Origin of the sequence: Nocardia sp. NPDC058633 (assembly GCF_042717045.1) — a bacterium.
Classification (GTDB): Bacteria; Actinomycetota; Actinomycetes; order Mycobacteriales; family Mycobacteriaceae; genus Nocardia.
On the sequence record NZ_JBHXRA010000004.1, the window covers coordinates 267,419 to 293,869 of the forward strand.

Below are 26,451 nucleotides of genomic sequence, written 5' to 3' on the forward strand. Positions count from 1 at the left end.
GCACCCAGAAACGGATCCGGTAGGACATGACACGCGTCGAATCGAACAACAAAGCGGGGGCAGCACCCGGTCAGTCCGGGACGGTCACCGACACACAGCAACCAGTAGAAGTGGTCATCGTGACCGGCTTGTCCGGCGCGGGCCGCGGCACTGCCGCGCGCGTGCTCGAGGACCTCGGCTGGTACGTGACCGACAACCTACCGCCCGAATTGATCGGGCGGATGATCGAGCTCGGCGCCGCGGCCGACCCGCCGATCCGGCAGCTCGCGCTGGTCATGGACGTGCGGAGTCGGTTCTTCACCGGTGAGCTCTCCGGTGTCACCGAGCAGTTGCGTGCCGCGGGCATTCGCACCAGGGTGTTGTTCCTCGAAGCCTCCGACGATGTGCTGATCCGGCGGTTCGGCTTCGCCCGGCGCCGTCATCCGCTGCAGAGCGACAGCCCGGACGGGACGTTGTCGGCCGGTCTGACCGCCGAGCGAGCCAGGCTCGCCCCGGTCAAGGGCGCCGCCGATCTCGTCATCGACACCACCGAGCTGTCGATCCACCAGTTGCACCGCAAGCTGGAGGAGGCCTACGGTGCGGGCGCGCCGGCGGCACTGCAACTGACCCTGCAGTCGTTCGGCTTCAAGTACGGTGTTCCACTCGACGCCGACATGGTGTTGGACGTGCGATTCCTGCCCAACCCGCATTGGATCCCGGAATTGCGGGAACACACAGGACAGGAGTCGGTGGTCAGCGACTACGTGTTGTCCAGGCCCGGCGCGCAGGACTACCTGCGGACCGGCGAACACCTGGTCGGCCTGACGACGACCGGATACCGCCAAGAGGGGAAGCGATACATGACCGTGGCAGTGGGCTGCACCGGCGGCAAGCATCGCAGCGTCGCCGTAGCAGAGGCGCTGGGCGAGCGCATCGGCGCCGATACCGGTGACGCCGCGGTGGACGTCGTCCGCGTCGTGCACCGGGATCTGGGGCGCGAATGAGTGGAACCGACGCCGACCCGGCCGTCGTCGCGCTGGGCGGTGGGCACGGGCTGTACGCGACGTTGACGGCGGTGCGAAGACTGACGCGGCGGATCACCGCCGTGGTCACCGTCGCCGACGACGGCGGCTCGTCCGGTCGACTACGCGCCGAACTCGGCATGCTGCCGCCCGGAGATCTGCGGATGGCGCTGGCGGCGCTGGCCGACGACGCCGACGGGGTGTGGGCCACGGCGGTGCAGCACCGCTTCGGCGGCACCGGCGCGCTCGCCGGACACTCGGTGGGCAATCTGATCCTGGCCGGGCTCACCGATGTCCTCGGCGATCCGGTGGCCGCGCTCGACGAGGTGGGACGCTTGCTGCGGATCACCGGCCGGGTGCTGCCGATGTCGCCGATTCCGCTCGATATCGAGGCCGAGGTGTCGGGCCTGGAATCGGATCCGCGGATCGGTCGTCGCGTGCGCGGCCAGGTTGCGGTGGCGACCACGCCGGGTAATGTCCGGCGGGTGCGGCTGATTCCGTCCGATCCGCCGGCCAGCCCGGAAGCGACTTGCGCCATCGAAGACGCGGATGTTGTTGTGCTGGGACCTGGTTCGTGGTTCACCAGCGTCATTCCGCATGTCCTGGTGCCGCAATTGCACGCGGCGCTGGTGCGCACCGAGGCACGAAAAGTACTTGTTCTGAATCTGGCCGCGGAGCCGGGCGAGACCGCCGGCTTTTCCGCGGAGCGTCATCTGCATGTATTGTCCCAGCACGCACCGGATTTCGCGGTCGACGATGTGCTCGTCGACTCGGCGTCGGTGCCCGAGGGGCGGCAACGGGAACATGTGGCAAGAGCCGCCGAACAGTTGCGTGCACGGGTAACGTTCTGCGATGTCGCCGAGCCGGGAACGGATCGGCATCATCCCGGAAAACTTGCCGCCGCACTGGATCAACTGATCCGGTCGCCGCGGTCGCAACTGGCAGGGCTTCGAGTCGAGGGACGACACAGTGTGGCAGATGTGCGTTCCGGGTCGGTGGGAAAGGAGCGCGTCTCGTGGCGATGACAGCCGAGGTGAAGGACGAGCTGAGCAGGCTCGTGGTATCGCAGGTCAGCTCGCGTAAAGCGGAGCTGTCGGCGTTGCTGCGGTTTGCGGGCGGTCTGCACATCGTGGGGGGCAGGGTGATCGTGGAAGCCGAGGTGGACATGGGGTCCATCGCCCGCCGTCTGCGCAGAGAGATTTTCGAACTATACGGATACGGCTCCGACGTGCACGTTCTCGGCGCGGGCGGGCTACGCAAGACCTCCCGCTACGTTGTGCGGGTATCGAAGGAAGGCGAGGCGCTGGCGCGCCAGACCGGCTTGCTCGATGTGCGCGGACGTCCCGTTCGCGGGCTGCCCGCGCAGGTCGTCGGCGGCAGCATCGGTGACGCCGAAGCGGCGTGGCGTGGCGCGTTTCTCGCGCACGGCTCGCTCACCGAGCCGGGGCGTTCCTCGGCGCTCGAGGTGAGCTGCCCCGGTCCGGAAGCGGCACTGGCGCTGGTCGGCGCGGCGCGCAGGCTCGGCATCACCGCCAAGGCGCGGGAGGTGCGCGGCACGGATCGCGTCGTGGTGCGCGACGGTGAGGCGATCGGCGCGCTGCTCACCCGGATGGGTGCGCAGGACACCAGGCTCACCTGGGAAGAGCGGCGGATGCGCCGCGAGGTACGGGCCACGGCCAACCGGCTCGCCAACTTCGACGACGCGAACCTGCGTCGATCGGCGCGCGCGGCCGTGGCGGCGGCGGCGCGGGTGGAGCGGGCGCTCGAGATCCTCGCCGACGACGTTCCCGAGCATCTCGCCGCGGCGGGCAGGCTGCGGGTACAGCACCGGCAGGCCTCGCTCGAGGAACTCGGTCAGCTGGCCGAACCCCCGATGACCAAAGACGCTGTCGCGGGTCGGATCCGGCGGCTGCTGTCGATGGCCGACCGTCGCGCCAAGGATCTCGGCATCCCCGATACCGAGTCCGCGGTGACAGCGGAGCTGCTCGACGACGCGTAGTAGGAACTCGGACAGGACAACGCGCCGAAAGGTGTGGCGAATCCGACGATTAGGGCAGAGCGGTCATCCCTGACCGCTCTGCCCTTTACTCTGGGGGCTCCGCAGGCCTGAGGCCGGGGACCTCACAACTCACAGGTGGCTGTCGTGAAGGCTGGCGTGGCTACTACTGTGGTTGAGGTCGGAATGAATCCGCTTGAAAGCTGAGGAGCGATAACGTGACTGTCCGGGTAGGTATCAACGGCTTCGGTCGTATCGGACGTAATTTCTTCCGTGCGGTGGAGGCGCTGAAGGCCGTCGGCGAGACCGATATCGAGATCGTCGCGGTCAACGACCTCACCGACATCAACACCCTCGCCACCCTGCTGAAGTACGACTCGATCCTGGGTCGTCTCCCGCAGAACGTCTCGGTCGAGGGCGACACCATCGTGGTCGGCGAGCAGCGCATCAAGGCGCTCGCGATCAAGGAAGGCCCCTCGGCGCTGCCGTGGGCCGACCTGAACGTCGACGTGGTCGTCGAGTCGACCGGCATCTTCACCGCCGCCGAGAAGGCCAAGGGCCACCTGTCCGCCGGCGCCAAGAAGGTCATCATCTCCGCGCCCGCCACCGGTGACGACATCACCATCGTGATGGGCGTCAACGACGACAAGTACGACGGCAGCCAGAACATCATCTCCAACGCCTCGTGCACCACGAACTGCCTCGGTCCGATCGCGAAGGTCCTCAACGACTCGTTCGGCATCGTGAACGGTCTGATGACCACCATTCACGCCTACACCCAGGACCAGAACCTCCAGGACGCGCCGCACAAGGATCTGCGTCGTGCGCGCGCCGCGGCTCTGAACATCGTGCCCACCGGCACCGGTGCGGCCAAGGCCATCGGGCTGGTGCTCCCTGAGCTGCAGGGCAAGCTCGACGGTTACGCGCTGCGCGTTCCGGTCCCGACCGGCTCGGTCACCGACCTCACCGCGACCCTGGCCGAGCCCGCCACCATCGAGGAGATCAACGCCGCGATGAAGGCCGCCGCTGAGGGCCCGATGAAGGGCATCCTCAAGTACAACGACGACCCGATCGTGTCCAGCGACATCGTCACCGACCCGCACTCGTCGATCTACGACGCGCCGCTGACCAAGGTCATCGACAACCAGGTCAAGGTCGTCTCCTGGTACGACAACGAGTGGGGCTACTCCAACCGCCTGGCCAACCTGGTCGATCTCGTCGGCAAGTCGCTCTGAACGCGATGACAGTTCAGACACTGCAGGATCTGCTGGCCGAGGGTGTCGAAGGCCGGGGCGTGCTCGTGCGCTCCGACCTGAACGTTCCCCTCGACGACAACGGCCAGATCACCGACCCGGGCCGCATCATCGCCTCGGTGCCCACCATCCAGGCACTGGTCGACGCCGGTGCCAAGGTGGTCGTGATGGCGCACCTCGGCCGCCCCAAGGGCGAGCCCGATGCCAAGTTCTCGCTCGCCCCGGTGGCGGCGAAGCTGGCCGAGTTGCTGGGCCGCAATGTGCAGCTGGCCGGTGACGTAGTGGGCTACGACGCGCTCTCGCGCTCGGAAGGCCTCACCGACGGCGACGTGCTGCTGCTCGAGAACGTGCGCTTCGACCCGCGCGAGACCAGCAAGGACGACTCGGAGCGGGCCAAGCTGGCCGCGGCGTTCGTCGAGCTGGTCGGCGACGACGGCGCGTTCGTCTCCGACGGCTTCGGCGTGGTGCACCGCGAGCAGGCTTCGGTCTACGACGTGGCGCAGGTGCTGCCGCATTACGCGGGCACGCTCGTCGCGGCCGAGGTCGAGGTGCTGCGCAAGCTCACCCAGGACCCCGCCCGCCCGTACGCCGTGGTGCTCGGTGGCTCCAAGGTCTCGGACAAGCTCGCTGTCATCGAGGCGCTGGCCCCCAAGGTCGACACCCTGGTGATCGGCGGCGGCATGTGCTTCACCTTCCTTGCCGCGCAAGGACTTCCGGTCGGTGGCTCGCTGCTGCAGACCGAGATGATCGACACCTGCAAGGATCTGCTCGAGCGCTTCGGCGACGTGCTGCACCTGCCGGTCGACATCGTGGTGGCGGACAAGTTCTCGGCCGACGCCGCTACCGAGACCGTCGCCTCGACCGAGATCCCCGACGGCTGGCTCGGCCTCGACATCGGCCCCGAGTCGGTATCGCGGTTCTCCGCGCTGCTGACCGAGGCGAAGACGGTGTTCTGGAACGGCCCGATGGGCGTGTTCGAGTTCGACGCGTTCGCCGCGGGCACCCGTGGTGTCGCCGAAGCCATCGTGACAGCCACCTCCAAGGGTGCGTTCACGGTTGTCGGCGGCGGCGACTCGGCGGCTGCCGTGCGCACCCTCGGCCTGCCCGACGACGGCTTCTCGCACATCTCCACCGGTGGTGGCGCGTCCCTGGAATACCTGGAAGGCAAAGAGCTGCCCGGTATTTCGGTGTTGGAGGGCTGAACGATGGCAGCACGTAAACCGCTCATCGCGGGCAACTGGAAGATGAACCTCAACCACCTCGAGGCCATCTCGCTGGTGCAGAAGGTGGCGTTCGCGCTGCCCGAGAAGTACTTCGCGAAGGTCGACGTGACGGTGATCCCGCCGTTCACCGATCTGCGCAGTGTGCAGTCGATCGTCGACGGCGACAAGCTCCTGATCACCTACGGTGCGCAGGATGTGTCGGCGCACGACTCCGGTGCTTACACCGGCGAGATCAGCGCGTCGATGCTGGCCAAGCTCGGCTGCACGTTCGTGGTGGTCGGGCACTCGGAGCGTCGTCAGTACCACCACGAGGACGACGCGAGGGTGCTGGCCAAGGCCAAGCAGGCGCTGAAGAACGAGATCACCCCGATCGTCTGCATCGGCGAAGGTCTCGGCGTCCGCGAGGCGGGTACGCATGTCGAGTACAACCTCGAGCAGCTGCGTGGTTCGCTCAAAGGCCTGACGGCGGAACAGATTTCGCAGGTCGTCATCGCCTACGAGCCGGTCTGGGCGATCGGCACCGGCAAGGTCGCCTCGGCGGCCGACGCGCAGGAAGTGTGCGGCGCGATCCGCGGCGAGCTGGAGAAGCTGGCTTCCCCGGAGGTCGCCGCCGGCGTGCGCGTGCTCTACGGCGGGTCGGTGAACGCCAAGAACATCGGTGAGCTGATCCGTCAGTCCGATATCGACGGCGCGCTGGTCGGCGGCGCCTCGCTCAAGGGTGACGAGTTCGCCACCCTGTCGGCGATCGCCGCGGGCGGGCCACTGCCCTGATCGGGTACTGAACGCCGAAGGGCCGGAAACCTCAGGGTTTCCGGCCCTTCCTTCGTCGCGGGCAGTGGCGTCGCGAGGCTACTTCGCGTGCAGGATGAGGCCGTAGCCGTTGTCGTTGCGCAGGGTGAGCGTGTCGGCGTCGACGGTGGCGGTGGTTCGGCCGTCCAACACGCGCAATACGTTCTGCTCGATCTCCATCACCTCCGGCGGGCACATCATCTTGGTCGTGGCGACGGCGAAGGTCACCGCGTCGTCGGCGCCGACTTCCGCGGTTCCGGTGATCCTGTTACAGCCCGCGGAGCCACTGACGGTGCCGCCGTCGCCGAGGGTGAGATTCGGACCCACCTCGTCGAGCGCGGTCGAGCGGATCTGCGCGTCCGGGGTGAGCATGGCGGTGACCACCCACTCGGTGCCGGTCAGCGGCCTGTCGGGAGACACGATTTTCTTGTCGGTGAGGTGGATGGTGACGGACTGTCCCGTCAGGGTCAGCCGATCGCCGTCCAGGCGCCAGGTGGGATCGGATTCCAGGAAGTTGTTCTGCCAGGTGTCGGCGAGTTCGCGCTCGCCCGCACACGCCATCAGGGTGCTCGCCAGCGGTGAGGTGTGCAGAACGTGGTTGCTCAGGTCGACGGTGCCGCCCGCGGAGTTGCAGCCGGAGTTCGCCGAGATCCGGCCGTCGTCGGTGAAGGTGAGTGTCATCGGGCCGCCGCCCGGGATCTTGTCGCCCACGACCTCGGTGGAGATGTAGGTGTGGCCCCTCGGCGTGGCGGTGTCGTCCACCGGTTTCTCGTCGGCTGATCCGCACCCGGCCACCGCCAGGGCGACCAGGGCGAGCAGGACGACCAGAGGACGAGGTGATATCCGCATGCAGCCGATGGTACGGACCGCCCCGGCCACCGCTGGGCGGCGCTCGGGGCGGTGTGCGAACCGGTGACCTACTCGGCCGCGTCGCCCGAGCAGATGGCGCTGGCGAACTGGCCGCTGGCCTGGTCCTCGGCGATCACCTTGCCGCCGACGGTGATCTTGCAGGAGACGTTTCCGCCGTCGGCCCCCGAGAGCACGCTCAGCGAAACGAACTTCACCAGACCGGTGACCGTGACGTCCTTCGACCATGGCAGCGCCACATCGGATTCCTGCGCGACATCGAGGTTTCCGTCGGAGTAGGTCACCGTCGAGGTTCCGGTGCCCCCCGCCTGATAGGAGACGGTGACCTCCCGGCTGACCTCGTTCTCGATCTCGTTGGCGACGGTGCCGACGAGTGCGACACATCCACCGACGACCAGCAGCAGGACCACCAGAATGCCGCCGAGCACCCACGGCCACACCTTCTTCTTGCGCGGCGGCTGCGGGTAGCCACCGTGCTGCGGGTAACCCCCCTGCGGCGGGTAGCCACCTGGCTGCGGGTAGCCGGCGCCGGGAGTGTGCTGGCCGTACGGCGGCGGTTGCCGGCCATAGGGCTGCTGCGGATTGCCGGGTGGGACAGTCATGCGGTTCCTCCGTGTCGTGCGGGCTCGCCGAACGAAACGGGAGCTCTGTACTGATCGCTCGAAAGCGACCAGAAGATAACACCGCACGGCACACAGGCATTTCTATTGTCTTGAACCACAGGGTATCTGGTGGTTGTCGGGGGTCTTTCGCAGAGGCCGGAGCTGACGGTGTACCGCCGTCCGAGCTGGTAGCGCATACCGGAAGACGACAGTCGCCAGGGATATGCTCGTCGGGTGGGTACTGTCGCGGCGGAGCGGATCTCGACCTGGGCGCCGTTGCGGTCGCCGGTGTTCCGGGCACTGTGGATCGCGCAGCTCGTATCCAATCTGGGCACCTGGATGCAGACGGTCGGCGCGCAGTGGATCCTGGTGGATCAACCGAACGCGGCGGCGCTGGTGTCGTTCGTGCAGACCGCCCTCACCCTGCCGGTGATGTTGCTGTCGATCCCGTCCGGCGTCCTGGCCGATCTGGTCGACCGGCGCAGGCTGCTCATCGGCGCGCAGACGGGCATGGCCGTGGCCTCGCTCACCCTCACCGTTTTCACCGCCACCGGCCACACCACCCCCGCGGTCCTGCTCAGCCTGCTGTTCCTGCTCGGCTGTGGGCAGGCGCTCACCGCTCCCGCCTGGCAGGCGGTCCAGCCCGAGCTGGTGCCGCGCGACCAGATCACGTCGGTGGCCGCGCTGGGCAGCATGAGCGTCAATATCGGTCGCGCGGTCGGGCCCGCGGTGGCGGGGGTGATCGTCTCGGTGGCCGGGCCGACCGTGGTGTTCGGGTTCAACACGGTCTCGTTCGTCGGCATCGTCGTGGTGCTGCTGGCGTCGAAGTGGCCGACGCGAACGAGCCCGCTACCCAGCGAACGGCCGCTCGCGGCGTTGCAGGCGGGCACCCGGTTCATTCGCGCCGCGCCCGCGATCCGCAGGGTGCTGTTCCGCGCGATCCTGTTCATCGCCCCGGCCAGCGCGGTGTGGTCGCTGCTGCCGGTGATCGCGCACGACCGCCTCGGACTGTCGTCGTCGGGCTACGGTCTGCTGCTCGGGGCGCTCGGGCTCGGCGCGGTGTGTGGCGCGCTCGGATTGTCGCGCCTGCGGGTCCTGTTCACCCCGACCCAGCGACTCGCGCTCGCAGCGGTGCTGTTCGGCCTCGGCGCGGTCGCGTCCGCGCTGGTCGATCACGTGGTGCTGGTCCTCGTGCTGCTGGTCGGGGCCGGACTGGCGTGGCTGCTGGCGATGTCGACGCTGAACTCGACCATGCAGCTGCTCCTGCCCGCCTGGGTCCGTGCCCGCGGGCTGTCGGTGTACATGCTGGTGTTCATGGGTGGGCAGGCGATCGGATCGCTGCTCTGGGGTCTGGTCGCCGGTGCCTACGGCGCCGTGGCGGCGCTGCTGATCGCTGCGGTGCTGCTGGCCTGCTGTGCGGTGAGCACCCTGTGGTGGCCGATCCGGCACAACGTCGAGGAGATCGACCTCTCCCCGGCGGCGTACTGGCCCGAACCGCAACTCGTTGTCGAGCCCGCACCCGCGGACGGCCCCGTGCTGGTGATGCGCGGCTACGACGTGCCGCCCGCCGACGTCGCCGCGTTCACCGAATCGATGGCATTGGTCGGGCGATCGCGGCAGCGTACGGGCGCGATGGAATGGCGGCTCTACCGCGACGTCGGCACCGTCGACCGCTTCGTGGAAGCCTTCGTCGTCCGCTCCTGGGCCGAGCACATGCACCAGCACCAGGTGCGCCTGACCGCCCGCGACCGGGAAATAGAACAGGCCGTCGCCCAGTACTCCGCAGGCGCCCACACCGTCTCACACCTGGTAGCAGTGGAGCCGGGTTAGACCTGTCGCTCCCGCACCACCTAGGATGAACCTCATGTCGCTGTTCCTCGATATCCTCCTTGTGATCACCAGCTTGCTGTTGGTGCTGCTGGTGCTGCTGCACCGCGCCAAGGGCGGCGGCTTGTCCAGCCTCTTCGGTGGCGGCGTGCAGTCGAGCCTGTCCGGCTCCACCGTCGTCGAGAAGAACCTCGACCGCATCACCATCTTCGTCGGCATCGTCTGGTTCATCGCGATCCTCGGCATCGGCCTCGAGATCAAGTTCGCCTGATCGGTCGGCTCGACGACACAACTCGTCGGGCGGCGGTTTCGATCGCTGATTCACTCAGTAGGACTGTGTCCGCGGCCGGTCCCAGCGGGATGAAGCTGTCGTCACTGGTGACCCGGGTGAGCGCGCCACGGTAACCGGCGTCGACGAGTGCGGCGAACACCGACTCGGACACGCCTCCGCTGCGCCGGGTCTCATCGGCGACCAGCACACGGTCGGTGACCTCGGCATGGCGGAGCAGGTCGGCGACCGGTAGGGGATCGAGCCAGCGCAGGTCGAGTACGCGCGTCTGAATTCCTTGGGCGGCAAGACGATCCGCGGTGCGCAGGCTCATCGGGACGCCGTTGCCGAAGGTGACGATCGTGAGATCTGCGCCGTCTCCGTACACGCGGGCGCTGCCGATCGGGATGTGCTCGGCGGTGGGGGAGGCGAGCCAAGCTTCGTCGCCCGGATGGAGATCTCTCGTGTGGTACAACGCGATCGGTTCGACGAACACGCACACCCGGCCATCGACGCGGGCCGCTGACACGCACGTGCGCAGCATCGCCGCCGCGTCGTCGGCGCGGGCGGGCACCGCGACGACGACGCCGGGGATATCGCGCAGCGCCGCCAGGGAATTGTCGTTGTGGAAGTGGCCGCCGAAGCCTTTTTGATAGGCTAGACCGGCGATGCGTAACACCATCGGGTTGCGGAATTGCCCGTTCGAGAAGAACTGCTGTGTCGCTGCTTCGCCACGGATCTGATCGGCCGCGTTGTGGACGTAGGCCAGGTACTGGATCTCGGGGATCGGGACGAATCCGGCCGATCCGGTACCGAGGGCGGTACCGAGGACGGATTGTTCGTCGAGGAGGGTGTCGAAGACCCGGCGGGCTCCGAAGCGTTTCCTGAGTCCCTTCGTGACGCCGTAGACGCCCCCTTTTCGGCCCACATCCTCGCCGAACACCAGCACGTCGCGGTTCTCGGCGAGGAGTTCGCCGAGCGTGTGGTTGATCGCCTGCGCCAGCGTCATCCGGGGAGCGGGGTCCGAGGTGTCCATGCGGCCGGCATCGTCGCGGACAGCGGCAGGGTGGTCCGGTGCCAGGGGCGCGATCACGGCGGCCGCGGAGTCCAGTCGCGACTCTCGAACCACCTCGTCGGCGGTCTCCCGCACGCGCGCACCGATCTTGTCGTAGCGTTCGAGGAGCTCGCTCGCACCGGCGACCCCCGCGGAAATCAGGTAGCGGGCGGTGCCGATCAGGGGATCGCGGGCCAGGTCAGCGCTCATATCGGCCCGACCACGGTAGGCGGACTCGACGTCGGATCCTGCGTGCCCGCCGAGTCGGACCGTGCGCAGGTGCAGGAAGACCGGCACCCGCCAGGTCCGCGCCAGCTGCACCGCGTCCTGGGCGGCACCGAGAACGTCGGGCAGCTCGCAACCGTCGGCGGCGAGGTAGGTGAGTCCGGGCCGTGGACCGTAGGCGCGTTCGATCCAGTCGGGCGCGGTGGGCACGCTGATGCCAAGACCGTTGTCCTCGCAGACGAACACAAGCGGCATCGGCACGCCCTGATGGGCGGCGTGCAACGCGGCGTTGACCGCACCGGTCGCTGTCGAGTGATTGGCCGAGGCGTCGCCGAAACTGCACACCACCACCGCATCGGCGGGCCACCGACACGAACTCCCTTGCTTGGCAGCACGATCCAACGCGAAGGCCAACCCCACCGCACGCGGTAGATGCGAAGCGATGGTCGAGGTCTGCGGAATGATGGATGCCGCCGAACTCCCGATCACCTTGTGCCGGCCACCGGAAATGGGATCGGCGGCCGCCGCGACCACCCCCAGCAACACATCCCGAATCGGATCCAGCCCCGGAATCTGCTTGCATCGCTGTAGGAAGAAGGCCGCCGACCGATAGTGCAACAACGCTGGATCATCGACGCGCGACGCGGCCGCCACCGCCGCGTTTCCCTCGTGCCCCGAGGACCCGATGCTGTAGAACCCCTGCCGAGCGGCCCCCAAACGCCGAGCCGCCAGATCGAGATGCCGACTGGCGACCTGCGATTCGAACAGTTCGATCCCGAACGCGGCATCGATGGTCTCGATCGGGTCGACCCGGTCGGGCACAGCGAAACTGTGCATCGCGGCCCGAAAAGCCCCATCCAGGTCAAGCGATCCCGGTGCCACCGCAACAACTCCTCGCCCGCAGTCGAGTCGACGTCCGAACCGTCGGCATGCCAAGAAAGCTACTGTGATCGTCGATGAACGACGGGCAATTCCCGCAGATGCGCGCAGCTGTGTTGTCCGCCGTCGCGGCATGGGCCGACGCCGAATACCAGCGGCGGATCTGGCTGGAACACCGTTGTCCCCACGCGAACTTCTACGACGACCTCGACCTCGGTGATCGGCCCGACGCGGTGTATCCCAGTGACACGCGGTGGGGTGCGGTCGTGCGAGCAGCCCGGAAAGCGTCGGCCTCACGCCCGTAGTGCCCGCCCGCGGTGAAGTCGGCGGACCGCATGTTTCCGAAAGCGGACCGGTGGGCCTGCCTGTCAGGGTTGCTCTACGCCGCCGAGAGCGGGTGGTGAGCGAGCCAGGAGGCAGATCATGCGAGGCAGAGTTCCTGTTCGGATGCGGGTGTTGGCCGCACTGAAGAGTGGGCCGGATTGGGATTCGATCACCCCGGCGGAGGTTGTCGAGGGGCGAGAGGCGCAGGAGAAATTGCGTCGGTCCGCTCTCGGGACGTTCATCACCGGTCGCTCGGATCGCGGTGCGCTCGGCACCGATCACACGCTCGAGCTGGCCGGTCGCACACTGCGTGTTCGCGTGCATCGGCCGGTGCGCGGGGGTTCGGGGTTGCCGTTGGTCGTCGCGTTTCACGGTGGCGGGTTCATCACTGGAGTTCCTGAGCAGGACGATTGGCTGTTGAGCCATCTGGCTGCCGAGTGTCCGGCGGTGGTCGCGTCGGTGGACTACCGGTTGGCGCCCGAGCATCCGATTCCCGCCGCTGTCGAGGATGCCCGCGACGCGGTACCGCTTCTTGTCGCACGGGCGGGGGAGTGGGGTGCGGACGGTACCCGGCTCGCGCTGCTCGGTAGTAGCGCGGGTGCCACCCTCGCGGCGTCGACCGCTTTCGGAACTCGTGACCTGCGCACGCAGATGCTGATCAACCCCCAACTCGATTGGACCGACGGGGTATTCGACTACCCCTCGTTCACCGAGAACGCGGACAGCCCCACCGCGACGCCCGCGAACTGCCGTGCGGTGCAACGCATCGCGCTCCCCGCGGGTTTCGACGCGCGACAGATATCGCCGATGTTGCACGACGACCTCGCCGGTGGCGCCCCCACCCTCATCCAGTCCGCCGGTCTCGATCCGCTCGAAGATCAGTCGCCCGCCTACGCCGACCGTCTCCGGCAGGCGGGTGTCGAGGTAACACTGACCCGCTATCCCGAAGCGACACACGGTTTCCTGAGCATGCGAGGGCTGATCCCGGCCGCCGGACCCGCCCGCGCGGAGATCCTCGACCACCTGCGAAGCCACCTGGCTGTGCGTTCGGGCGCACGTCGATGACCACCATCAGCGAACAGGGTTCTCGGCCGACGAGTCTCACGAGCTTGCTTCGACCGTATCTCGGCAGTTTCGGCACGGTCGTGATCCTGCAGGTCGTCGGCGCCGTGGCAGGGCTGGCTCCTTTGCTGGCCGTGGTCGAAGTGGGTCGCATCCTGTTGTCGCCAGGTGAGGTCGACCATGCCCATGTGTGGCTGGTCGTGCTGACCGGTGCGGTGGGTCTGCTCGTTCGATTGCTGTGTACCGCGGCCTCTTCGGCGGTCGGGCACCTGCTCGACGATCGCGTCCAGCTGTCGTTTCGGCGGCAACTGGCCGATCAGCTGGGTCGGGTGCCGATCGGCTGGTTCGCGCGCCGCCGCACCGGTGAGCTGGCGAAGATCGTCGGCGACGACGTGAGCGCGGTGCACCCCTTCATCGCGCACGCGCCCGGCGAACTGGTCTCGGCGTTCGTGGTGCCGTCGGTCTCGCTGATCTACCTGTTCACCGTCGACTGGCGGCTCACGCTCGTCACCTTGATCCCGGTGGTGCTGGCGATCGCGCTCGTCCCCTTGATGATGACCCCCACCCGCCTGCGCGAACAGCAGGACTTCGACACTGCCATGGGTGGTATCGCCAGCTCGGTCGTCGAGTTCGTGCAGGGCATCGCGGTGGTGAAGGCCTTCGGCGGTTCCGAACGCGCTCATCGCCGATTCCGCACCGCCACTGACGATTTCGCCGACATCTTCCTGCGAATGGTGCGTGGCCTGGCGGGAATCGCGGCGGGCATGCAGGTGGCGCTGTCGCCACCGTTCGTGCTGCTGGTGGTGCTGATCGGCGGCACGGTACTGATCACGAACGCCGCGTTGGCCCCGGCCGATCTGCTGCCGTTCCTGCTGCTCGGCATGGGACTCACCGCCCCCGTGGCGGCGCTCGGACACGGTTTCGACGATCTCCAGGCCGCGCGGCGCGCGGCAGGCCGGATCCGCGACGTACTCGACGAGGCGCCGCTGCCCGAGCCGGCCCGGCCGAGAATGCCGCAGGGACATCGCGTGCGGCTGCAGGGCGTGCGGTTCGGCTACGACGACGAAAACGAAGTGCTGCGCGGGATCGACCTGGTACTGGAGCCCGGCACGGTCACCGCGCTCGTCGGACCGTCGGGCAGCGGCAAGTCCACCCTGGTCCAGCTGCTGCCGCGGTTCTTCGACCCGACCCACGGCACGGTTTCCCTCGGCGGCGTCGACCTGCGCGAACTCGGTAGCCGCGAGCTCTACCGGACGGTCTCGTTCGTCTTCCAGGATGTGCGACTGCTGCGGGCCTCGGTCGCGGACAATATCGCCCTCGCCGTCCCCCACGCCGACCGCGACACCGTGATCCGCGCCGCCCGCCTGGCGAACATCCACGACCGCGTCCTCGAACTGCCGCACGGCTACGACACGGTGATCGGCGACGACGCGGCGTTGTCCGGCGGGGAGGCGCAACGGATCGCGCTGGCTCGCGCCCTGCTCGCCGATGCTCCGGTACTGGTCCTCGACGAAGCGACAGCCTTCGCCGACCCGCAGACCGAACAGGCCGTGCGGCAGGCACTGGCATCGCTGGGTCGTGACCGGACCATCCTGGTCATCGCCCATCGACTGGAAACGATCGCCGACGCCGACACCGTCGTGATGCTCGACAACGGCACGATCGTCGAACAGGGCAGGCCCGCGGATCTGCTTGCCCGACAGGGAGAATTCGCCGACTTCTGGCATGCGCACCGAACGGTGACCGCGCGACTACAGGGAGATCCACGATGATTCGCATGCTGTTGCGCGTGCTCGGAGCCGACCACGCAGGCCCGGTTCGGCGCACGGTCGCGCTGATGACGGTCACCGCGGTCGCCGAGGGCCTGTCCTATGCGCTGCTGGTTCCCGTACTGCGGGCGCTGTTCGGTGCCGATCCCGCCGCCGCCAGACCCTGGCTGATCGCCCTGGGCGGTGCCGTTGTTGTCTACGCGGTCCTGCGCTATCGCAGTGACCTTTCCGGATTCCGCGTCGGCACCACGCTGCTGCGCGGGGTGTACCACCGACTCGGCGAGCATCTGGCCGGACTGCCCATCGGCTGGTACACGGCGGGTCGGGTGGGTGAGGTGTCGGTGCTCGCCAGTCGCGGGGTGCTGCAGGCGTTGAGCGTGCTCGCACACCTGCTGGCGCCGCTCATCTCGGCCGCTGTGACGCCGTTGACGATCATCGTCGTGATGTTCGCGTTCAACTGGCAGCTGGGGTTGGCCGCGGCCGCCGCCGTGCCGCTGGTGGCGGCGATCCAGGTCTGGTCGGGGCGTGCGATGGCGGTCGGTGACGCGCAGCGCCACGAGCGCGACCATGACGCCGCGCAACGGGTGATCGAGTATCTGCAGGCCCAGCCTGTTCTGCGGGCCGGAGGGCGTACCGCGCAGCGGTTCGACCTGCTCGACGATTCGCTACAGGAACTCGCGCGCACCTCGCGCCGCCGAGCCTTGACCGCGCTGCCCGGAATCGTCGGCCTCTCGCTGACGGTGCAAGCGGTGTTCACCGGCCTGCTCGCCCTCGGCACCTATCTCGCCCTCGGTGGAAACATCGGTGCGGCGGAGTTCTCGGCGATCCTGATCCTGGCAGCTCGGTGCGCCGACCCGCTGCTGTCCCTCGCCGACCTCGGCGGCCAACTGCGCGGTGCCCGATCAGAACTGGTGCGGCTCGAGGCACTGCTGCGGACCGAAACCTTGCCGGAACCCACTACGCCGCTGCAGCCGCGGGCCCACGACCTGTCCTTCGACGCCGTCACCTTCCGGCACGGCACCCGCACGGTGCTCGACGAGGTGTCACTGACCATTCCCCCTGGCCAACGGCTGGCCGTGGTCGGGCCGTCGGGAGCAGGCAAAACCACTCTGCTGCAACTCATCGCCCGCTTCTACGATGTCGACGCGGGCACCGTCCGCGTCGGCGGCGTCGACGTGCGCTCCATCAGCACCGAAACACTGATGGCCCAGTTCGCCATCGTCTTCCAGGACGTCTACCTCTTCGACGGCACGATCGAAGACAACATCCGCCTCGGCCGCCCCGACGCGACCGACGGCGAGGTGCGAACCGCCGCCACCGCGGCCCGCCTCGACGAGGTGATCGAGCGACTCCCCGGCGGCTGGACAACGCATGTCGGCGAAGGTGGCGCGCTGCTGTCCGGTGGTGAACGCCAACGCGTTTCGATCGCCCGCGCGCTCCTCAAAGACGCCCCGATCGTGTTGCTCGACGAGGTGACCTCCGCCCTCGACCCCCTGAACGAGGCCGCGGTACACGAGGGCATCGAACGCCTGATGGCAGGGCGAACCGTCGTCATGGTGGCCCACCGCCTGCGCACCGTCCGCCGCGCCGACCGCATCGTGTTCCTCGACCACGCCCGCATCGAGGAAGACGGCACCCACGACGAACTCCTCCACCGAGCAGGCCGCTACGCCGAGTTCTGGACAAGCTCGATGACCCCGACCACCTGACATGACAAAGCCGGGCCGCGATCGACGGGCCCGGCTTCGTCAGGTGTGTTATTCCTCGTCGAGCAGCAGACCCGTCGCCGCGGGCTCGTCGATCACCCAGGTGGTCGACTCGATGCCGACCGCGCCGGCCGACGGGATGTCGTCGGGGGAGGCGTCGTTGACCGCTGCGGCCACCGCTGCGGCCTTGCCCTCACCGCTGACCACGAGCATCACGTGGCGGGAGCGGTGCACCGCGGGCAGGGTCATGGTGACCCTGGTGGGTGGGGGTTTGGGGCAGTTGTGCACGGCGACGACGTAATCGGTTGTCTCCTGCACCGCGGGTGAGTGCGGGAACAGGGAGTTGATGTGGCCCTCGGGGCCCATGCCGAGGACTGTGAGGTCGAATTCGCCACGTTCGTCGAGTTCGGTGTGCACAGCCTGGGCGTAGGCGGCCGCGGCTTCCTCGGGGGTGCTGTAGGGGCCGTCGGAGGGGCCGATCGGGAAGACATGGGCCGGGTTCAACGGGACGAAGTCCAGCAGCGCTTCGCGGGCCTGGAGTTCGTTGCGGTCCTTGTCGCCCGCGGGGACGAAACGCTCGTCGCCCCAGTAGACGTACAGGGTGGACCAGTCGATGTCGCCGGGGGACTGGCGAACGCGTTGGAGCAGGCGGATGCCGTCGCTGCCGCCGGTGAGGGCGACCGAGGCATGGCCGCGTTCGGCCTGGGCGGCCACGATCACGTCGACGAAGCGTTCGGCGGCCGCGTCGGCGAGCAGGTCGGCGTCGTCGTGGATCTCGATCGTATTGGCGGGGAATTCGGCACCGAGGTCGTCGTGCACGTCTATGGGGTCACTCATAGGTCACCTTCTCGATTCCGGCGAGGGCCTCGGCGTAGATCTCGTCGGCGTCGAGCCGGCGCAGTTCCTCGGCGAGGCAATCGCGAGTTTCCCGGCGGGCCAGCGCGATTCGCTGGTCGGGTTCGCCGGTGCGGGTCAGCGTTGCTGTTCTTCCCAGTTGTGGTCGTTCGATGGCGATCGAATCGGTGGCGCGCTGGATCTCGACCTTCAACTCCCCGGTCTTGCGGATCACCGGGCAGTGCAGACGCGAGGCCAGCCAACCGGCCAGGGTGTCGAGCGCGGGTTCGGACGCCAGGCCCGACACGGTCACCGAGGTGACCGGTTCGAACGGCGGCTCGTCCAGCGCCGCGGCCAGCAGCGCCCGCCAGTAGGTGATGCGGCTCCACGCCAGATCGGTGTCACCGGCCGCGTAGGAGAAGCGGCGCTTCCTGATCGCGGCCTGCGGATCGCGAGCGTAGGTGGCGTCGGTGATGCGGCGTTTGGCCAGCTTGCCCACCGAATCCAGCGACGGGTACTCCGGCGCGCCTCGCGGCCACCACGCCACCACCGGGGTGTCGGGCAGCAGGAACGGCGTCACGACGCTGCTTTCGTGGTTCACCAGCGCACCCTGGAGGCGCAGCACGATCACCTCGGCCGCACCGGCGTCACCGCCGACGCGGATCTGGGCATCGAGGCGGGTGTCGGCGTCGCGGTCACCGCGGGCCAAAACGATGACCCGGCAGGGATGTTCGCGGCTGGCGTCGTTGGCGGCGTCGATGGCGTCCTCGGCTTCGGAGGAGTCCAGGGTGCACACCACCAGGGTGAGGACTCGGCCCTGGGTGATCACGCCGTTGGTCTCGCGCAACTGCACCATGCGCTTGCCGACATCGACGGTGTCGGTATCGGGCATGTCGACGATCACGGACGCCGCCATTCCCGCCCGCTGCGCGCGAGCATCTCATCGGCCGAGGTGGGACCCCAGGTACCGGCCTCGTAGGGTTCGGGTTTGCCGCCCGCGGCCCAGTGCGCGAGCACGGGGTCGAGGATGCGCCAGGACAATTCGACCTCCGCGTTGACCGGGAACAGCGAGGGGACTCCGAGCAACACGTCGAGGATCAGCCGTTCGTAGGCCTCGGGGGACGACTCGGTGAACGCCTCGCCGTAGCTGAAGTCCATGTTCACATCGCGTACCTCCATGCCCGAGCCGGGAACCTTGGAGCCGAAGCGCAAGGTGATGCCCTCGTCCGGCTGCACCCGGATGACCAGCGCGTTCTGGCCGAGTTCCTCGGTCATGGTCTGGTCGAAGGGCAGGTGCGGCGCGCGCTTGAACACCACCGCGATCTCGGTCACCCTGCGGCCCAAGCGCTTTCCGGTGCGCAGGTAGAACGGCACACCGGCCCAGCGCCGGTTTTCCACGTGCAGGGTGAGCGCGGCGTAGGTTTCGGTCCGCGACTGCGGATCGAAACCTTCCTCCTGATGCAGGCCGACCACGTGCTCGCTGCCCTGCCAGCCCTCGGTGTACTGCCCGCGCGCGGTCGTCTCGTCGAGCGGCGCGACGAGTTTGGTGGCCGAGAGGGCCTTGATCTTCTCGGTGGTGAGCTGCATCGGCTCGAAGGAGGTGGGCTCCTCCATCGCGGTCAGCGCGAGCAGCTGCAACAGATGGTTCTGGATGACGTCGCGCGCGGCGCCGATTCCGTCGTAATAGCCTGCGCGACCGCCCAACCCGATGTCCTCGGCCATGGTGATCTGCACGCTGTCGACATAGTTGGCGTTCCAGATGGGCTCGAACAGTTCGTTGGCGAAGCGTAGCGCCAGGATGTTCTGGACCGTTTCCTTGCCGAGGTAGTGGTCGATCCGGAAGACCTGTTCCTCGGGGAACACCCGGTTGACCAGTGCGTTGAGTTCCTTGGCGCTGGTCAGGTCGTGGCCGAACGGCTTTTCGATCACCACCCGTCGCCACGGGGTGTATCCGTCGTGCGCGGGTTCGGCCTGTGCCAGGTGGTGCTCGCTGAGCTGATCGAGCACCACGGGGAACATGTTCGGCGGAATCGACAGGTAGAAGGCGTAATTGCCGCCGGTGCCGCGGGTTTCGTCGAGAGTGCGCAAGGTATCGGCGAGTGTCGCGAAGGCCGCGTCGTCGTCGAAACTGCCCTGCACGAACCGTAGCCCTTCGGCCAGGTGGTCCCAGACCTCCTGGCGGAAAGGAGTGCGCGCGTGCTTCTTCACCGCCTCGAGTACCACCGAGGCGAAGTCTTCGTCGGCGTAGTTGCGCCGGGCGAAGCCGACCAGGGCGAAACCAGGGGGCAACAGCCCCTGGTTCGCCAGGTCATAGATGGCCGGCATCAGCTTCTTACGGGACAGATCTCCGGTGACACCGAAGATCACCATGCAGCACGGGCCCGCGATGAAGGGGACCCGTTTGTCGCGTTCGTCGCGCAGCGGGTTGTGCCACAGCCCCGCCGCCTGATCCGTCGCTGCTGTGCCGGCCATCGTGCTAGTTGCCCTCCGCCGCGATGTCGAGCTGACCGGTGGTGGCGTCGATCAGTTCGCCCCACGCGCTTGCGAATTTGTCGACGCCTTCGCGCTCGAGCAGCGCGAACACATCGTCGAGGTCGATGCCGACCGCTGCCAGGTCGGCGAACACCTGAGCCCCTTCGGCGCCGCGGCCGCTGAGCGTGTCGCCCAGCACCTCACCGTGATCGGCGAATGCCTGCAGCGTCTTCTCCGGCAGGGTGTTGACCGTGTTCGGGCCGACGAGTTCGGTGACGTAGAGGGTGTCGGGGTAGTCGGGGTTCTTCACCCCGGTCGACGCCCACAGCGGCCGCTGCCGGTTGCCGCCCTGCGAGGCCAGGTGGTTGTAGGTGGAGGTGTGCGCGCCACCGTCGAACACGTCCTGGTATTCGGCGTAGGCCAGACGAGCGTTGGCCACACCGGCCTTACCGCGCAGGGCAAGGGCCTGCGGTGTACCGATCGCCTCGAGGCGCTTGTCGATCTCGGTATCCACGCGGGAGACGAAGAACGACGCGACCGAGTGGATCTTGGCCAGGTCGTGGCCGCCGATCTTGGCGTTGCGCAGACCGTCGAGATAGGCGCCCATCACCGCGCGGTAGCGCGGCACCGAGAAGATCAGCGTCACGTTCACGCTGATGCCCTCGCTGATCACCGAGGTGATGGCGGGCAGCCCCGCCTCGGTGGCGGGGATCTTGATGAACAGGTTCTTGCGGTCGACGATCTTCCACAGCTCGATCGCCTGGGCGACGGTCTTGTCGGCGTCGAAGGCGAAGCGCGGGTCGACCTCGATCGACACCCGTCCGTCCACGCCACCGGTCGCCTCGAACACCGGCGCGAGCACGTCGCAGGCGGCGCGCACGTCGTCGGTGGTCATCGTGCGGATCGCCGCGTCGGCGTCGGCCCCTTGGGAGGCAAGGTCTTTGAGCTGGGCGTCGTAGGCATGGCCCACGCTCATCGCGGCCTGGAAGATGCTCGGGTTGGTGGTGACACCGACGACACTGCGCGTCGCGGCCAGATCGGCGAGATTGCCGGACTGGATGCGATCACGCGAGAGATCGTCGAGCCACACCGAGACGCCCGCGGCCGAGAGCGCGGCGAGATTCTCGTTCTGTGTCATGGTTTTACCCCTTCACCTTGTCGAGCGAACGCTGCGCGGCGGCGACGACGGCATCGGCGGTGATACCGAACTCGCTGTAGAGCTTCTTGAAGTTCGCGGAGGCGCCGAAGTGATCGATCGACACGATCTCGCCCGCATCACCGACGAATCGGTACCACGGCATCGCGATACCGGCCTCGACGACCACCCGGGCGCGGACCGCGGGCGGGAACACCTCGTCGCGGTAGGCCTGGTCCTGTGCGTCGAACCATTCCACACACGGCATCGAGACCACGCGGGTCGGGATGCCCTGCTCTTCGAGCGTAGTCCGCGCTGCCACCGCGAGCTGCAGTTCCGAACCGGTGCCGACGAGGATGAGCTCCGGCGTGCCGGTGGAGGCCTCGGCCAGCACGTAGCCGCCCTTGCGCACACCTTCGTAGCTGGTGCCGTCGAGCGTGGGCACGTCCTGGCGGGTCAGTGCCAGCGCCGACGGGCCGTCCTGCTGCGGCGTCTCGTAGACGGGGAAGTGCGAGGAGTGCTCGTCGGAGTCGCGTTCGAGAATGGTGCGCCAGGCGTAGGTGGTCTCGTTGGCATCGCCGGGGCGCACCACGTTGAGGCCGGGAATCGCGCGCAGCGCGGCCAGGTGCTCGATCGGCTGGTGGGTGGGGCCGTCCTCGCCCAGACCGATGGAGTCGTGGGTCCACACGTAGATCGCGGGCACGCGCATCAGCGCGGCCAAGCGGACCGCCGGACGCATGTAGTCGCTGAACACCAGGAAGGTGCCGCCGTAGGGGCGGGTCGGGCCGTGCAGCGCGATGCCGTTGAGGATCGAGCCCATCGCGTGCTCACGGATGCCGAAATGCAAGGTGCGGCCGTAAGGCTGCGCCTTCCACATGCCGGTGGTGATCGACTCGGGGCCGAAGCTCGGCTGGCCCGGCATCGTGGTGTTGTTGGACTCGGCCAGGTCGGCCGAACCGCCCCACAGCTCCGGCAGCACGTCGGCCAGCGAGGCCAGGACCTTGCCGGAGGCCTTGCGTGTGGCCATGCCCTTGGGATCGACGTCGAAGTTCGGCAGGTTCTCGGTCCAGCCCGCGGGCAGCGAGCGGGTCTGCAAGCGGTCGAACAGCGTCTTGTTGGCAGGGTTGGCCTCGGCCCACTCGTCGAAGTCGCTCTGCCATTTCGCCTTCGCGTCGGCACCGCGGGTCAGCGCCGCGCGGGTGTGCTCGATGACGGCCGGGTCGACCGTGAACGACTTGTCCGGGTCGAAGCCGAGCGCCTTCTTGACCGCGGCGACCTCGTCGGGGCCCAGCGCCGCGCCGTGCACGCCACCGGTGTTCATCTTGTTCGGGGCCGGGTAGCCGATGATGGTGCGCAAGATGATGATCGAGGGCTTGCCGGTCTCGGCCTTGGCCGCGGCGATGGCGTTCTCGATCGCCATTACGTCCTCGCCGCCTTCGACGATCTGCACGTGCCAGCCGTAGGCCTCGTAGCGCTTGGCCACGTCCTCGGTGAAGGCGATGTCGGTGTCGTCCTCGATGGAGATCTCGTTGTCGTCGTAGATCACCACGAGGTTGCCCAGTTGCTGGGTGCCCGCGATCGAGGAGGCCTCCGCGGTGACGCCCTCCTGCATGTCGCCGTCGGAGGTGATGGTGAAGATGAAGTGGTCGAACGGGCTGCTGCCCGCCGGTGCGTCGGGATCGAACAGGCCACGCTCACGCCGCGCCGCCATCGCCATGCCGACCGCGGAGGCCAGGCCCTGACCGAGCGGGCCGGTGGTGATCTCGACCCCGTCGGTGTGCCGGAACTCGGGGTGGCCCGGAGTCAGCGAGCCCCACTGGCGCAGCTGCTCGAGGTCGGACAGCTCCAGGCCGAACCCGGCCAGGTACAGCTGCACGTAGAGGGTGAGGCTGGAATGCCCACAGGACAGGACGAACCGGTCGCGACCGACCCAGCTCGGTTCCGCGGGGTTGTGGCGCATCGTGCGCTGGAACAGCGTGTAGGCGACCGGTGCGAGGCTCATCGCGGTACCGGGGTGCCCGTTGCCCGCCTTCTGCACCGCGTCGGCAGCGAGCACCCGAGCGGTGTCGACGGCCTTGGTGTCGAGGTCCGTCCAGTCGCTGGGATAGTTCCGCTGAGTGAGGGCGCGAATGTCGCTTGTGACTGGCACGACCGTGGTTCTCCTGACCTAGGTTTCGTCGACGGCGATTGCTTGGCAGCGGCGATGATGTTCCTGCGGGTCGCACGCGGCCGGGATGCGTACCGATGTACCTGAATACCCTAATGGTGCGGCTACACCGGATTTGCGCTAACCCTGGCAGCGAGTGTAGTTCCGACCGCGCCGAGCCGCCGTTGCGCGGTGTCGACGAGCGGCGCGGCGCACGCGAGGCCTGTCGCGGTGCCGTTCACCTGCGCGTCGATGCGGGTTCACCGCCACGTGGGCCCGGGATACACCCGCCGGGGGCGGAGTGACCGCGCCCACGGTGGCGGGGGTCTGGCGTGGAGCGGCAGGTGAGTGGGTCTACCATCCTCTGTAGTAGTGGCCGCGCCGCAGCCGCGCGCTGCTCGTTCCATTACCGGATGCGAAGCAAAGCACAGCGTGCGAGGAGAAACAGTGCGGATCGGTCACGAGCCGGGTAGTAGCGGTGCGCACGGAACTTCGTCGACGGCGCTGGCCGACCGCCTCGCCGGAGACAGCCTCGGCGCGCGGATCGTGCGCAAGCCCCTGGCCTACATCGCGCTCACCAAACCACGCGTCATCGAGCTGCTGCTCGTCGCGACCATTCCGACGATGCTCCTGGCCGACCGCGGCAATGTGGACATCCGGCTGATCCTGGTCACCCTGTTCGGTGGCTGGATGGGCGCGGCCAGCGCCAATACCCTCAACTGCGTCGCCGACGCCGATATCGACAAGGTGATGAAGCGGACGGCGCGCCGCCCGCTCGCCCGCGAGGCCGTACCCACCTCGCACGCGTTCGTCTTCGGTGTCGTGCTCGGCGCGATCTCCTTCGCCTGGCTGTGGTGGCAGGCCAACCTGCTCAGCGGGTTGCTCGTCGTCGCGACGATCCTGTTCTACGTATTCGTCTACACCAAGGGCCTCAAGCGCCGGACCTCGCAGAACGTGGTCTGGGGCGGTGCTGCCGGATGCATGCCCGCGCTGGTCGGCTGGTCCGCGGTGACCGGCACCGTCGGCTGGCCCGCGGTGGTGCTGTTCGCGGTGATCTTCTTCTGGACGCCGCCGCACACCTGGGCGCTGGCCATGCGCTACAAGGAGGACTACCGCGCGGCCGGTGTGCCGATGCTGCCGGTGGTCGCCACCGAGCAGGTGGTCACCAAGCAGATCGTCATCTACACGTGGCTGACGGTGCTCGCGACCATGGCACTGGTCCCCGCGACCGGCGTCATCTACGCCGCGGTCGCCTTGGTTGCCGGTGCCTGGTTCCTGCTGATGGCCCACCAGCTGTACGCCGGGGTCCGCCGCGGCGAGTCGGTGAAGCCGCTGAAGCTGTTCCTGCAGTCGAACAACTACCTCGCGGTGGTGTTCTGCGGTCTGGCCGTCGACTCGGTCCTCGGCTGGGACACGATCGGCAGCCTCGTCGGGCTGTAGATAGCCAGCGCTGCCGGACAGAACCGCGCTCAGCGTTCACTGATCGGGCGAACGGTCGGAATTACGACGGATTCGACGGTTTGTGAACGGTGAGCGCGGTTGCGAGCGCTAGGGCAGCAGGACGATCGAGCCGGTGGTCTTCCGTGCGGCGAGGTCGCGCTGGGCCTGGGCGGCCTCGGCCAACGGATACGTGGCGCCGATGCGAAGTTTCAGCTTGCCCGCGGCGATCCAGTCGAAGACATCTGTTGCACGCCACAGGAATTCGGTGCGGTCGCGGGTGTAGGCGCCCAGGGACGGGCGGGTGAGCCAGAGGGAGCCGGCGGGGTTGAGACGCTGGGGGTCGAAGGGTGGGACCGGGCCGCTGGCCGCGCCGAACAGGGCCAGGGTGCCGCGCACGCGCAGGGAGGCGAGACCGGCTTCGAAGGTGCTCGCGCCGACGCCGTCGTAGACCGCGGCCACGCCGATGCCGTCGGTGAGGTCGCGGACTCGGGCTGCGAGGTCGTCACCGTAGCGCAGGACGTCGGTGGCGCCCGCGTCACGGGAGAGCTCCTCCTTGGCGTCGGTGGACACCGTGGTGATCACCCGGGCGCCCTTCGCGACGGCCATCTGGGTGAGCAGCAGGCCCACGCCGCCCGCGCCCGCGTGGACGAGGACGGGGTCGCCGGGTTCGGGGGAGAAGACCGATTCGGTCAGATAGTGGGCGGTCATGCCCTGGAGGAGGGCGGCGGCCGCGACGGTGGGTTCCACGTCGTCGGGCACCTTCACCGCGACGGCCTCGTCGACGGCGACCAGGTCCGCGTAGCTACCGGGCGCTGAAGCCCAGGCGACACGGTCGCCGACCGCGAACTCGGTGACATCCGAACCGACCGCCACCACGACGCCCGTGCCCTCGGAGCCGGGGAGGTAGGGGGTCGCCTGCGGGTACTGGCCGGTGCGGAAGTAGATGTCGATGTAGTTGACGCCCACGCCCTGGGTCTCGACCAGCAGCTGACCTGGGCCGGCCTGCGGGTCCGGCACCTCCACGTACCGCAGGACCTCGGGACCACCGTGCTCGGAAACCTGAATCGCGCGCATGAGTTTCCTTTCTACACCTCGTGTTCCGGGCCACTCGGGGCTGGACTGGAAACTACCGGCCGGTAAACTACGGCGCATGAGTACAACCGCCGCCCCCGAGGCCGTGAAGGTGCCGGCCGAGGTCGAGAAGTCCGTCGTGAAGTTCGTCGCCGAGCACGGTGGTTCGGGAACGGCCGTGCTGCAGTACCTCGGCGAGCAGGGCGTGCGGATCACCCTGGTCGGTTCCGACGGCATCCTGGGTGACCGCGTGGTCGGCGACCTGGCGACCGCGAAGGCGCTCGTCGAGCGGGTCGACGGCCTCGTCGAGACCGACGAGTGGAGCCGCGAGCTCGGCTCGATCGTCACCCCGACCGCGAAGCACTGGGAGCGGATGGCCGGCTGGGTCGCCCGTCAGACCAAGTTTCCCAAGGCGCGCAACGCGAAGTTGTTCGCAGGAGCCTGACCCCCGCTGACGAGAAAAGCCCGCGAATCGCACAGCGACGCGGGCTTTTTCGGCGATAGGGGT

Annotated in this window: 23 protein-coding genes; 14 read left to right on the top strand and 9 right to left on the bottom strand. The window is 68.1% G+C overall.

Annotated elements, in window-relative coordinates; all coding sequences use genetic code 11:
* The first annotated feature begins 26 nt into the window (after nucleotides 1-26).
* From rapZ to tpiA, 6 genes are all read left to right on the top strand, one after another.
* Nucleotides 27-983: an RNase adapter RapZ gene (gene rapZ / locus ACFWUR_RS07100; protein WP_378903188.1), complete on the top strand. Its 957-nt coding sequence runs from the start codon at nucleotides 27-29 to the stop codon at nucleotides 981-983.
* On the top strand, nucleotides 980-2,026 hold the full coding sequence (yvcK, locus tag ACFWUR_RS07105) for a uridine diphosphate-N-acetylglucosamine-binding protein YvcK (protein ID WP_378903191.1): 1,047 nt from the start codon (nucleotides 980-982) through the stop codon (nucleotides 2,024-2,026). The genes rapZ and yvcK overlap by 4 nt, the downstream gene beginning before the upstream one ends.
* Nucleotides 2,017-3,000, top strand: a complete 984-nt coding sequence (gene whiA, locus ACFWUR_RS07110; protein WP_056810477.1) for a DNA-binding protein WhiA — start codon at nucleotides 2,017-2,019, stop codon at nucleotides 2,998-3,000. The genes yvcK and whiA overlap by 10 nt, the downstream gene beginning before the upstream one ends.
* A gap of 215 nt (nucleotides 3,001-3,215) precedes the next feature.
* Nucleotides 3,216-4,232 carry a type I glyceraldehyde-3-phosphate dehydrogenase gene (gene gap / locus ACFWUR_RS07115; protein WP_378903195.1) on the top strand — a complete coding sequence of 339 codons (1,017 nt, stop codon included), beginning with the start codon at nucleotides 3,216-3,218 and terminating at the stop codon, nucleotides 4,230-4,232.
* 5 nt (nucleotides 4,233-4,237) lie between these two features.
* Nucleotides 4,238-5,452: a phosphoglycerate kinase gene (locus ACFWUR_RS07120; protein WP_378903197.1), complete on the top strand. Its 1,215-nt coding sequence runs from the start codon at nucleotides 4,238-4,240 to the stop codon at nucleotides 5,450-5,452.
* A 3-nt stretch (nucleotides 5,453-5,455) separates the two neighbouring features.
* Nucleotides 5,456-6,244: a triose-phosphate isomerase gene (tpiA, locus tag ACFWUR_RS07125; protein ID WP_378903199.1), complete on the top strand. Its 789-nt coding sequence runs from the start codon at nucleotides 5,456-5,458 to the stop codon at nucleotides 6,242-6,244.
* A gap of 78 nt (nucleotides 6,245-6,322) precedes the next feature.
* On the opposite strand, the gene ACFWUR_RS07130 is transcribed toward tpiA, so the two are convergent.
* Together ACFWUR_RS07130 and ACFWUR_RS07135 are read right to left on the bottom strand one after the other, a co-directional pair.
* Entirely contained in the window at nucleotides 6,323-7,111 is a 789-nt protein-coding gene (locus ACFWUR_RS07130; protein WP_378903202.1) for an META domain-containing protein, read from the bottom strand.
* A 68-nt stretch (nucleotides 7,112-7,179) separates the two neighbouring features.
* Nucleotides 7,180-7,731 (bottom strand): MmpS family transport accessory protein, encoded by a 552-nt coding sequence (locus tag ACFWUR_RS07135; RefSeq protein WP_378903205.1) that lies wholly within the window; start codon nucleotides 7,729-7,731, stop codon nucleotides 7,180-7,182.
* A gap of 234 nt (nucleotides 7,732-7,965) precedes the next feature.
* On the opposite strand from ACFWUR_RS07135, the gene ACFWUR_RS07140 reads away from it, so the two are divergent.
* Nucleotides 7,966-9,561, top strand: coding sequence for an MFS transporter (locus ACFWUR_RS07140; protein WP_378903208.1), 1,596 nt, complete (start codon nucleotides 7,966-7,968; stop codon nucleotides 9,559-9,561).
* A gap of 34 nt (nucleotides 9,562-9,595) precedes the next feature.
* On the top strand, nucleotides 9,596-9,829 hold the full coding sequence (gene secG / locus ACFWUR_RS07145; RefSeq protein WP_101468684.1) for a preprotein translocase subunit SecG: 234 nt from the start codon (nucleotides 9,596-9,598) through the stop codon (nucleotides 9,827-9,829).
* Here the strand turns inward: secG and ACFWUR_RS07150 are convergent.
* On the bottom strand, nucleotides 9,816-11,942 hold the full coding sequence (locus tag ACFWUR_RS07150; protein WP_378903212.1) for a thiamine pyrophosphate-dependent enzyme: 2,127 nt from the start codon (nucleotides 11,940-11,942) through the stop codon (nucleotides 9,816-9,818). The two genes, secG and ACFWUR_RS07150, sit on opposite strands and share 14 nt — an antisense overlap.
* Before the next feature lie 119 nt (nucleotides 11,943-12,061).
* Here ACFWUR_RS07150 and ACFWUR_RS07155 point away from each other — a divergent pair, with 119 nt between their 5' ends.
* The 4 genes from ACFWUR_RS07155 to ACFWUR_RS07170 all read left to right on the top strand — a co-directional run bounded on the left by ACFWUR_RS07155 (nucleotide 12,062) and on the right by ACFWUR_RS07170 (nucleotide 16,848).
* Nucleotides 12,062-12,289 carry a hypothetical protein gene (locus ACFWUR_RS07155; RefSeq protein WP_378903215.1) on the top strand — a complete coding sequence of 76 codons (228 nt, stop codon included), beginning with the start codon at nucleotides 12,062-12,064 and terminating at the stop codon, nucleotides 12,287-12,289.
* 118 nt (nucleotides 12,290-12,407) lie between these two features.
* Entirely contained in the window at nucleotides 12,408-13,373 is a 966-nt protein-coding gene (locus ACFWUR_RS07160; protein WP_378903218.1) for an alpha/beta hydrolase fold domain-containing protein, read from the top strand.
* Complete coding sequence (locus tag ACFWUR_RS07165; RefSeq protein ID WP_378903221.1) at nucleotides 13,370-15,142, top strand: ABC transporter ATP-binding protein; 1,773 nt, start codon at nucleotides 13,370-13,372, stop codon at nucleotides 15,140-15,142. The genes ACFWUR_RS07160 and ACFWUR_RS07165 overlap by 4 nt, the downstream gene beginning before the upstream one ends.
* On the top strand, nucleotides 15,139-16,848 hold the full coding sequence (locus tag ACFWUR_RS07170) for an ABC transporter ATP-binding protein (RefSeq protein WP_378903224.1): 1,710 nt from the start codon (nucleotides 15,139-15,141) through the stop codon (nucleotides 16,846-16,848). Before ACFWUR_RS07165 ends, ACFWUR_RS07170 begins: the two co-directional genes overlap by 4 nt.
* 48 nt (nucleotides 16,849-16,896) lie before the next feature.
* Here ACFWUR_RS07170 and pgl read toward each other — a convergent pair whose 3' ends face one another.
* Genes pgl through tkt form a run of 5 tightly spaced genes read right to left on the bottom strand, consistent with a single transcriptional unit; the run spans nucleotide 16,897 to nucleotide 23,435 of the window.
* Nucleotides 16,897-17,682 carry a 6-phosphogluconolactonase gene (gene pgl, locus ACFWUR_RS07175; protein WP_378903227.1) on the bottom strand — a complete coding sequence of 262 codons (786 nt, stop codon included), beginning with the start codon at nucleotides 17,680-17,682 and terminating at the stop codon, nucleotides 16,897-16,899.
* Nucleotides 17,675-18,583 carry a glucose-6-phosphate dehydrogenase assembly protein OpcA gene (gene opcA / locus ACFWUR_RS07180; protein ID WP_378903466.1) on the bottom strand — a complete coding sequence of 303 codons (909 nt, stop codon included), beginning with the start codon at nucleotides 18,581-18,583 and terminating at the stop codon, nucleotides 17,675-17,677. Before opcA ends, pgl begins: the two co-directional genes overlap by 8 nt.
* On the bottom strand, nucleotides 18,580-20,151 hold the full coding sequence (gene zwf, locus ACFWUR_RS07185; RefSeq protein WP_378903230.1) for a glucose-6-phosphate dehydrogenase: 1,572 nt from the start codon (nucleotides 20,149-20,151) through the stop codon (nucleotides 18,580-18,582). The genes opcA and zwf overlap by 4 nt, the downstream gene beginning before the upstream one ends.
* 4 nt (nucleotides 20,152-20,155) lie before the next feature.
* Nucleotides 20,156-21,289, bottom strand: coding sequence for a transaldolase (gene tal / locus ACFWUR_RS07190; RefSeq protein ID WP_378903233.1), 1,134 nt, complete (start codon nucleotides 21,287-21,289; stop codon nucleotides 20,156-20,158).
* Between the two features lie 4 nt (nucleotides 21,290-21,293).
* A complete protein-coding gene (gene tkt / locus ACFWUR_RS07195; protein ID WP_378903236.1) occupies nucleotides 21,294-23,435 on the bottom strand; it encodes a transketolase in 2,142 nt (713 codons plus the stop codon).
* Between the two features lie 444 nt (nucleotides 23,436-23,879).
* Between tkt and ACFWUR_RS07200 the strand changes: the two genes are divergently transcribed.
* A complete protein-coding gene (locus ACFWUR_RS07200; RefSeq protein WP_378903239.1) occupies nucleotides 23,880-24,872 on the top strand; it encodes a heme o synthase in 993 nt (330 codons plus the stop codon).
* Nucleotides 24,873-24,980: 108 nt separating this feature from the next.
* Here ACFWUR_RS07200 and ACFWUR_RS07205 read toward each other — a convergent pair whose 3' ends face one another.
* A complete protein-coding gene (locus tag ACFWUR_RS07205) occupies nucleotides 24,981-25,946 on the bottom strand; it encodes a quinone oxidoreductase family protein (RefSeq protein ID WP_378903242.1) in 966 nt (321 codons plus the stop codon).
* Between the two features lie 76 nt (nucleotides 25,947-26,022).
* Between ACFWUR_RS07205 and ACFWUR_RS07210 the strand changes: the two genes are divergently transcribed.
* Nucleotides 26,023-26,388, top strand: coding sequence for a hypothetical protein (locus ACFWUR_RS07210; RefSeq protein WP_378903245.1), 366 nt, complete (start codon nucleotides 26,023-26,025; stop codon nucleotides 26,386-26,388).
* Nucleotides 26,389-26,451 lie beyond the last annotated feature (63 nt).

Coding starts and splice junctions, on each gene's coding strand:
- ACFWUR_RS07130 (WP_378903202.1), bottom strand. CDS start 7,111: ATGCGGATATCACCTCGTCCTCTGGTCGTCCTGCTCGCCCTGGTCGCC.
- yvcK (WP_378903191.1), top strand. CDS start 980: ATGAGTGGAACCGACGCCGACCCGGCCGTCGTCGCGCTGGGCGGTGGG.
- ACFWUR_RS07150 (WP_378903212.1), bottom strand. CDS start 11,942: ATGCACAGTTTCGCTGTGCCCGACCGGGTCGACCCGATCGAGACCATC.
- tal (WP_378903233.1), bottom strand. CDS start 21,289: ATGACACAGAACGAGAATCTCGCCGCGCTCTCGGCCGCGGGCGTCTCG.
- ACFWUR_RS07165 (WP_378903221.1), top strand. CDS start 13,370: ATGACCACCATCAGCGAACAGGGTTCTCGGCCGACGAGTCTCACGAGC.
- secG (WP_101468684.1), top strand. CDS start 9,596: ATGTCGCTGTTCCTCGATATCCTCCTTGTGATCACCAGCTTGCTGTTG.
- pgl (WP_378903227.1), bottom strand. CDS start 17,682: ATGAGTGACCCCATAGACGTGCACGACGACCTCGGTGCCGAATTCCCC.
- ACFWUR_RS07210 (WP_378903245.1), top strand. CDS start 26,023: ATGAGTACAACCGCCGCCCCCGAGGCCGTGAAGGTGCCGGCCGAGGTC.
- ACFWUR_RS07170 (WP_378903224.1), top strand. CDS start 15,139: ATGATTCGCATGCTGTTGCGCGTGCTCGGAGCCGACCACGCAGGCCCG.
- ACFWUR_RS07160 (WP_378903218.1), top strand. CDS start 12,408: ATGCGAGGCAGAGTTCCTGTTCGGATGCGGGTGTTGGCCGCACTGAAG.
- zwf (WP_378903230.1), bottom strand. CDS start 20,151: ATGGCCGGCACAGCAGCGACGGATCAGGCGGCGGGGCTGTGGCACAAC.
- ACFWUR_RS07205 (WP_378903242.1), bottom strand. CDS start 25,946: ATGCGCGCGATTCAGGTTTCCGAGCACGGTGGTCCCGAGGTCCTGCGG.
- tpiA (WP_378903199.1), top strand. CDS start 5,456: ATGGCAGCACGTAAACCGCTCATCGCGGGCAACTGGAAGATGAACCTC.
- ACFWUR_RS07135 (WP_378903205.1), bottom strand. CDS start 7,731: ATGACTGTCCCACCCGGCAATCCGCAGCAGCCCTATGGCCGGCAACCG.
- ACFWUR_RS07120 (WP_378903197.1), top strand. CDS start 4,238: ATGACAGTTCAGACACTGCAGGATCTGCTGGCCGAGGGTGTCGAAGGC.
- rapZ (WP_378903188.1), top strand. CDS start 27: ATGACACGCGTCGAATCGAACAACAAAGCGGGGGCAGCACCCGGTCAG.
- ACFWUR_RS07155 (WP_378903215.1), top strand. CDS start 12,062: ATGAACGACGGGCAATTCCCGCAGATGCGCGCAGCTGTGTTGTCCGCC.